Source organism: Acinetobacter pragensis (assembly GCF_001605895.1).
GTDB classification, from domain to species: domain Bacteria; phylum Pseudomonadota; class Gammaproteobacteria; order Pseudomonadales; family Moraxellaceae; genus Acinetobacter; species Acinetobacter pragensis.
In genome coordinates, this window is record NZ_LUAW01000045.1 from 94,678 (window position 1) to 101,336 (window position 6,659).

General features: G+C 45.9%; 3 protein-coding genes and 2 pseudogenes. 1 reads left to right on the forward strand and 4 read right to left on the reverse strand.

The features are described from left to right. Positions 1 to 123: 123 nt before the first annotated feature. Positions 124 to 1,188, forward strand: a complete 1,065-nt coding sequence (locus tag AZH43_RS15865; protein WP_067671715.1) for an amidohydrolase family protein — start codon at positions 124 to 126, stop codon at positions 1,186 to 1,188. Between the two features lie 129 nt (positions 1,189 to 1,317). Here the strand turns inward: AZH43_RS15865 and AZH43_RS15870 are convergent, their stop codons facing one another. From AZH43_RS15870 to AZH43_RS19180, 4 genes and pseudogenes are all read right to left on the reverse strand, one after another. Beyond that, positions 1,318 to 4,086 carry a M16 family metallopeptidase gene (locus tag AZH43_RS15870; RefSeq protein WP_067671718.1) on the reverse strand — a complete coding sequence of 923 codons (2,769 nt, stop codon included), beginning with the start codon at positions 4,084 to 4,086 and terminating at the stop codon, positions 1,318 to 1,320. Positions 4,087 to 4,243: 157 nt separating this feature from the next. Continuing rightward, positions 4,244 to 5,086, reverse strand: coding sequence for a PhzF family phenazine biosynthesis protein (locus AZH43_RS15875; RefSeq protein ID WP_067671721.1), 843 nt, complete (start codon positions 5,084 to 5,086; stop codon positions 4,244 to 4,246). Positions 5,087 to 5,198: 112 nt separating this feature from the next. Beyond that, positions 5,199 to 6,465 (reverse strand): annotated as a pseudogene (locus tag AZH43_RS15880) (L-cystine transporter); the annotation flags it as partial. Positions 6,466 to 6,497: 32 nt separating this feature from the next. Next, positions 6,498 to 6,593, reverse strand: a pseudogene (locus AZH43_RS19180) (hypothetical protein); the annotation flags it as partial. Between the last annotated feature and the right edge of the window lie 66 nt (positions 6,594 to 6,659).

The window sequence follows — 6,659 nt, forward strand, 5'->3', positions numbered from 1 at the left end:
TTAAGGCCGCACTACAACATATCCCGCTGTTTAATTTGCCCTTTGTCATATTCTTTCAGGCCTGCATCATTTTCATGCTAAAAGTTTAATTCTTAACCGTTCACAGCCAAATTAGGGAAAGCCATGCAGCAGCTCGATTTTGACATTGTTGATGCGCATATTCACCAATGGGACCCCTACAGCACACCGCATGCCGCTGCAGCGGCTGTCAAACTGCTGGGAAAACACCCCAAGCTGCTGGATAGATTGCTGCGTATGGTCAAACCGAAGGATTTGATTGAAACGCTGGGCTTAACCCATCACATTACTTCCCCCTATTTGCCGCGAAACTATAAAGTGGATATCGGCCACTACAATATACAGCAAGCGGTGCATGTCGAAGCCGGCTGGCATGACCGCAAAGGCAGCGGTGTTGTCGATGAAACTAAGTTTGTTTCACAGCTGCCCTTTACTCAGGAAGGGTTAAATCTTGCTGCCATTATTGGAACAGCAGACCCGCGCAGCGGCAATTTTAAGAAAATTCTAAAACTGCACCAAAGCGCCTCTCCAAAATTCCGCGGCATCCGCAAAATGGCATCATTTCACGAAGATCATCAAATTCATGCATGGACAGATGAGCCGCATTTATATACCAATAAAAAATTTATGAAAGGCTTCGAGACACTGGCGGCAATGGATCTCAGTTTTGATGCATGGGTATATTCAATTCAGCTGCCGGACTTAATTCAATTGGCCAAAGCATTTCCAGAAACATCAATTGTATTAGACCATTTCGGCACACCTGCTGGCTTATTTGGTTCAGTCGGCTCACATACCGGCATCACCCAAACAGCCCGGGAAAATATTTTATTGCGCTGGCAAGACAGCATGGCAGAACTCGCCAGCTGTCCCAATGTCTATACCAAAATGTCCGGTTTATTCATGCCTGTGCTTGGGCACGGCTTTCATAAAGAGAAACGCTTAGCCGCCAAAGAAGAAGTATTTGATTTGGTTTACCCCCTCATCCGCCATGCGCTCAGCTGTTTTGGCAAATACCGCGTGATGTTCGCCTCCAACTTCCCGATGGACAGCGTCAGCACATCCTTAATTCATATAATTGATGCATTCAGTGATGCAGTGGCTGCCTATGACCCCAGTGCTGTGCCGCTTGTCTTTGAGCAGAATGCCAAACAGTTTTACCGGCTGTAATTGCATTCTCTGCGGCAGACCTGCTTAATGATATGTACACTTAAAATAAAAGTTCCCCGAAACTTAAGTTTCGGGGAACTTGATCTTTAAAGATAAAAAAGCGAATTAAAGCGCTATTTAAGAAATCCGTTATTTTTTCACTGCAGTTTGCGCTTGGCCGTATTGATCAGCCATCACTTCGACCAGCTGATCTAAACGGATATATTTTCTGATGGCGGTATCAACATCCGCTTTGCTCAGTTTTGCAATATCCTGATCGCGTTTTTCCCGATCCAGCAAATTGCGGCCTTTTTCCAGCTGCGGAATCAGCATACTGTGAATACGGCGCTCATCCTCCAAAGCAGTGACGCGCTTTTTCAGCATAGATGCTTTTGCTGCTTCCAGCTCCTGCTCCGTCACCCCTTTGTCCAATAAAGCCTGCAGCACTTGATGCACGATCTGCGAAACTTGCGCTGATTTGCCCGCTGTATAATTCGCGCTGATCATTAAGGCGCCGGAATCTGTCCAGCTGTCAAAATCCATATTTGCGCCAAAGCCGTAAACCAGCGCATTTTTTTCACGCAGCTCCTGCGCCAGCCGCGAAGACAATTGCGAATCGCCTAAAATATGCCGGAAAACCTGCAGTGCAGGCATATCTTCATGATCACTGCCGACAGGAACCGTGAGTAAAGCCTGATAGCTGCCGAACTCACGCTGTTCTGACAGCGCATGAACTTTCTGCGCGCTATAGGCGGTATAGTCGTCAGTTAGGCGCTCATATGGCTCTGCTGTTGTCCATTGGCCAAACTCTGATTTTAATAATTTTTGAATCCGTTTAGCGTCAAAATCACCGGTAATGGCAATTTGACCATGATTGGTTTTGAAGAATTGCTGATACAGCTGCTGCACCTGTTCGCGTGTAGCGGCCTGATACTGCTTTTTCACCAGTTCCGGTTCAAAATGATAGCGTAAATCACCCGGCTGGTATGTTTCGATTAAACGCGCGATGGTTAATGCAGCCACTGTATCAGGTTCTGTATAGGGGCGGTCTAAACTGGACAAGCTTTGTGATTTAACCAAATCGAACTGTGTCTGCTCAAAAGCCGGCGTCTTCATCGCCTCTAAGAAATATTTAAAGAATTCTTCAAATTTATCTTTTTTGGCAGAGATTTGAATATCGAAACCATTGCCGTTGGCGCTGACATTGGCAGAACCGCCTGATTCAATAATTTTATCTGCAATCTGCTGCAGGCTCTTGCCTTGAGATGCGCGGAACAGTAAATAGGCGTTCAAATCTAAAGTCACATCTTTATTCATCAGTGACTCGGCTGTGCCAAAATCCAAAGCAATTGACGCATAGGTTTTGTCATCACGCGTCGATGTCGGATACAGCGCATACTGAATGCCATTTTTAAGCTTGCCGCGCTGGATTTGCTTTTCTTTCTGCTCTAGGTATGTTTTAGACTGCTGAACATATTGCTTCACTTCTGCCTGATAAACACTTGCATCCTTCAGCGGCTCTTCTGCAGCAGTTTGCTGATCCAGCGTTTTAGCAGGCTCATCCTTTTTCAGCTGCATGGCCTTTTTCTGATCTTCCGGTGTCGGCAGAATATTGCCCGTAATGCGGTACTCAGGCTTTAGAAAAGCGTTATAGGTTTGATTCACCTCGGCTGGCGTCAATTTTTGAATCGCGTCTAAATCTTTAAAATACCGCGCCCAGTCGCCATTGTTCTCTGCATAGTAATCGCTGATGCGTGAACCTAAAGCAGCCGCATTATTCTTAATGCTGTCGGCCTGATTGCGGGTCATGTTTTTCACCCGGTTCAACTCGGTTTCATTAAAGCCTTTGCCTTGTTCTGCGCCTTGATTCAAAGCATTTTGAACTTTGGCTGCATCATGATTAGGCGCATATACGGCACCGACAAAAACTAAATTAAAGTCTCTATCCAGCCATGTCGAGGCCGAAACACCGGTCGCCAAACCAGTTTCTACGATACTTTGATATAAATGCCCGCTGGGCTGCAGCGTATAAAGCGCGGGTGACACTGACAGCGCAGGCGCAATTGCGTGATCTGCACCATTGAAATAAATATTGAATTTAGCCAAGTCACTGCCTTTTTGCACGGTGAACTGACGCTGCTGTATCTTGCTGCCATCCAGTTTAGGCACCACCGCCTGCGCAGGCACAGCGCGGGATGCAATTGGGCTGAATTGTGCATCAAGCTGCTTGAGCACAGCGGCTTTATCAAACTTGCCTGAAAGCACCATGACTGCATTATTCGGCGCATACCACGCGCGGTAAAATTTATTCAGCTCCGGCATGTTGATGGACTGCAGCTCTTTCAGATCGCCAATGGGCAACCGGCCCAAATGCTGATTGCCATATGCGCTTTTAAAGACTTGATCAATCAAAACAGCAAAAGGCTGATCCAGCCGGACTTCACGCTCACGCTTTACAATTGAAATTTCGGATGGGACGTATTTTTCCTGCAGCACCAGCTTGTCCATACGTTCTGCTTCAAGATGAATCACTTCATTTAAAGCCGCCTGTTCCGGGCGCACAATATTGGTGTATTTCGTCGAATAATAATCTGTACTGGCATTGGTCGATAAAGTGTATTGATCCAGCCGGCGCTGAAATTCATCACCTTTCACATTTTGAGTGCCTTTGAATGCCAAGTGTTCCAGCAGATGCGCCAAACCGCCCTTGCCCTGCGGGTCATTCAAAGAACCGGTCATATAAACCGTATTCATAAAAATTTTATTTTCCTTATCATTTTGCGCAAGAATGATGCGGAAGCCGTTATCTAATTTATATTCTTCGATATTCTGTTCAGTTTTGACCAAGACAGGCTGTGCAAAAAGCGCGGAACTGCAGCCAAGAAAAAACAGTGAGAGAGTAAGCTGTTTAAAACGCATGAATAGTGTCTTTCCAATTTGAAACATTGAATTTGTTATGGGCTTATTTTAGAGAATGATTCTCATTATATACAGCAATATTTTAAACATCTGCCCGTGATTTCACTGGCAGATTTCAAACGCATGGCTAAAGATCATACCTTTTAGCCGTTTCTGCTTATATAAAAATTTCAGCCTGCATGTACAGCTGAGCATAGCCTGATATTTCAATCCGTTCATTGTCTAAAATTTTGCAATACAGTTCACCGCCGCGGGCTGAGGCCTGATATGCAGTCAACTCAGCCTTCGCAAGCTTATCTGCCCATAAAGGTACAATGCCGGTATGAATCGAACCTGTTACAGGGTCTTCATTGATGCCATTGGCAGGCGCAAAATAGCGGGATACACAGTCATATTGCTGACCCAATGCTGTAATTGCAACGTCTGTACATACTGCATCATTTTGAGCGTTTTGCGCTGAGGCTGTAATTGCCGTACGGATCTGTCCCAGCTGTTTCAGCAGCTCAAAATTGGGCTGTTCATCCAGCACATCCTGTACCGTTTCATATTCCACAATATAGGCTTGGGCATTCAAATACACTTGCTTAAAGGGCTTCGTCAGCGCTTGCTTTAAAATTTCAGGATAGTCCGCTACCGCTATTGCGCGGCGGATTGGAAAATTCATTTGGATTTTGCCATCTGCCGCCTGCTTCACTGTAAAAATACCTAATTTTTTAACGTGAAACTGGATCGTTTGCGCATCGGTAAAATCTTTGAAAATGACAAAGCTGCTGGCCAAAGTCGCATGACCGCAAAAATCCACTTCCGTAGTTGGAGTAAACCAGCGGATTTCATAATTTGAAGCGTCGGAAATTTTTACAAATGCGGTTTCAGAGAGATTATTTTCCGAGGCAATCTGCTGCATCGCTGCATCTTCCAGCCAATAGTCCAATACAATCACAGCGGCAGGATTGCCTTTAAACAACTGTTGAGTGAACGCATCGACCTGATACATTTTCATTGATATTTTCCCAAAATTCATGATTGACAGCAGTATTCGTTCTATAGATGCGCAAAAGCCAATACATGCAGTATTGGCTTTTGCCATTTAACCGTACTGTCCGATTGTGTCTTTAAACGTGTGTTAAATCTACATCTTCTTGATTAAAAATTGTTTTATCTGTTTGCCCCATGAGCTGACTGGTCACCGTGCCGGCAGTCATCGAACCATTCACATTTAAGGCTGTCCGCCCCATATCAATCAGCGGCTCAATAGAAATCAGCAAGGCCACTAAGGTGACCGGCAAACCCATGATCGGCAGCACAATTAACGCGGCAAATGTTGCGCCGCCGCCTACCCCAGCAACCCCGATAGAACTGAGCGTGACGACAGAAATTAACGTCAGAATCCAAACAGGGTCCATCGGATTGATTCCCACTGTTGGCGCAACCATAACGGCCAGCATAGCCGGATACAACCCGGCACAGCCGTTTTGGCCAATGGTGGTTCCAAACGAAGCAGAAAAACTGGCAATAGACTGCGGCACGCCAATCCGGCGGGTTTGCGCTTCAATATTTAAAGGAATGCTGGCTGCGCTTGACCGGCTGGTAAAAGCGAAAGCCAGAACAGGCATGACCTTTTTAAAGAATTTCAGCGGATTGACTCCCGTCATGGCTAAAACAACCGCATGTACTGCAAACATAATGGCCAAGCCGACATAAGAAGCCACTAAAAAACCGCCAAGATTTAAAATATCCGCAGCATTAGAACTCGCAACGACTTTCGTGATTAATGCAAAGACCCCGTACGGTGTCAGCAGCATGACAATCCGCACCAGCTTCATGACCCAGCCCTGCAACGTTTCTATGGCGGTTAATACACGGTGCCCTTTTTCAGGTTCGTCATTAATTAACTTGATACCGGCCAGCCCCAGCATGACCGCAAAAATCACCACACTGATGATGGATGTCGGATTCGCGCCAGTCAATTCAGCAAAAGGGTTGCTTGGAATAAATGACAGCACGAGATCGGGCACGCTTAAGTCTGCGACTTTTGAAATATACTCCGTATTCAGCTGATTTAAACGCGCGGTCTCTTGAGTTCCCTGCACCAAACCGGCTGCGCTTAAGCCGAATAGATTGGTGACCATGACCCCAACAAAAGCGGCAATAAAAGTCGTAATCAGCAGGGTTCCAATACTGAAAATACTGATTTTCCCCAGTGAACTAGCATCATGCAGTTTTAATGACTGCACCCAAAATAGAAATGAATACCAGCGGCATCACCACCATTTGCAGCAACTTGACATAACCGTTGCCCACAATATTGAACCACTGTATAGAGTCTTTTAAAATATCGGGTGAACTGCTGTAAACCGCATGCAGCCCCAAACCAAAAATMWCATAGCCYTRRMSCKSCARMARSYCAGCAGATCTCGCTGATCCTTACTGCGTTTAACGCGCTGCGTGGTTTGAATCTGACGCGCAATGCTTTGCCCATCTAAAATCAAGCAGACCTGACCATCACCTCATTAAMCGAATATGCAAACGCCCTGCAGCTGCATCCAGCGGATGTGCTGCGTTGGCAAGCCAGC

What these genes read in the sequence shown, in the direction of transcription:
- AZH43_RS15875 (WP_067671721.1), bottom strand. Translation starts at nt 5,086, where the DNA reads ATGAAAATGTATCAGGTCGATGCGTTCACTCAACAGTTGTTTAAAGGC.
- AZH43_RS15865 (WP_067671715.1), top strand. Translation starts at nt 124, where the DNA reads ATGCAGCAGCTCGATTTTGACATTGTTGATGCGCATATTCACCAATGG.
- AZH43_RS15870 (WP_067671718.1), bottom strand. Translation starts at nt 4,086, where the DNA reads ATGCGTTTTAAACAGCTTACTCTCTCACTGTTTTTTCTTGGCTGCAGT.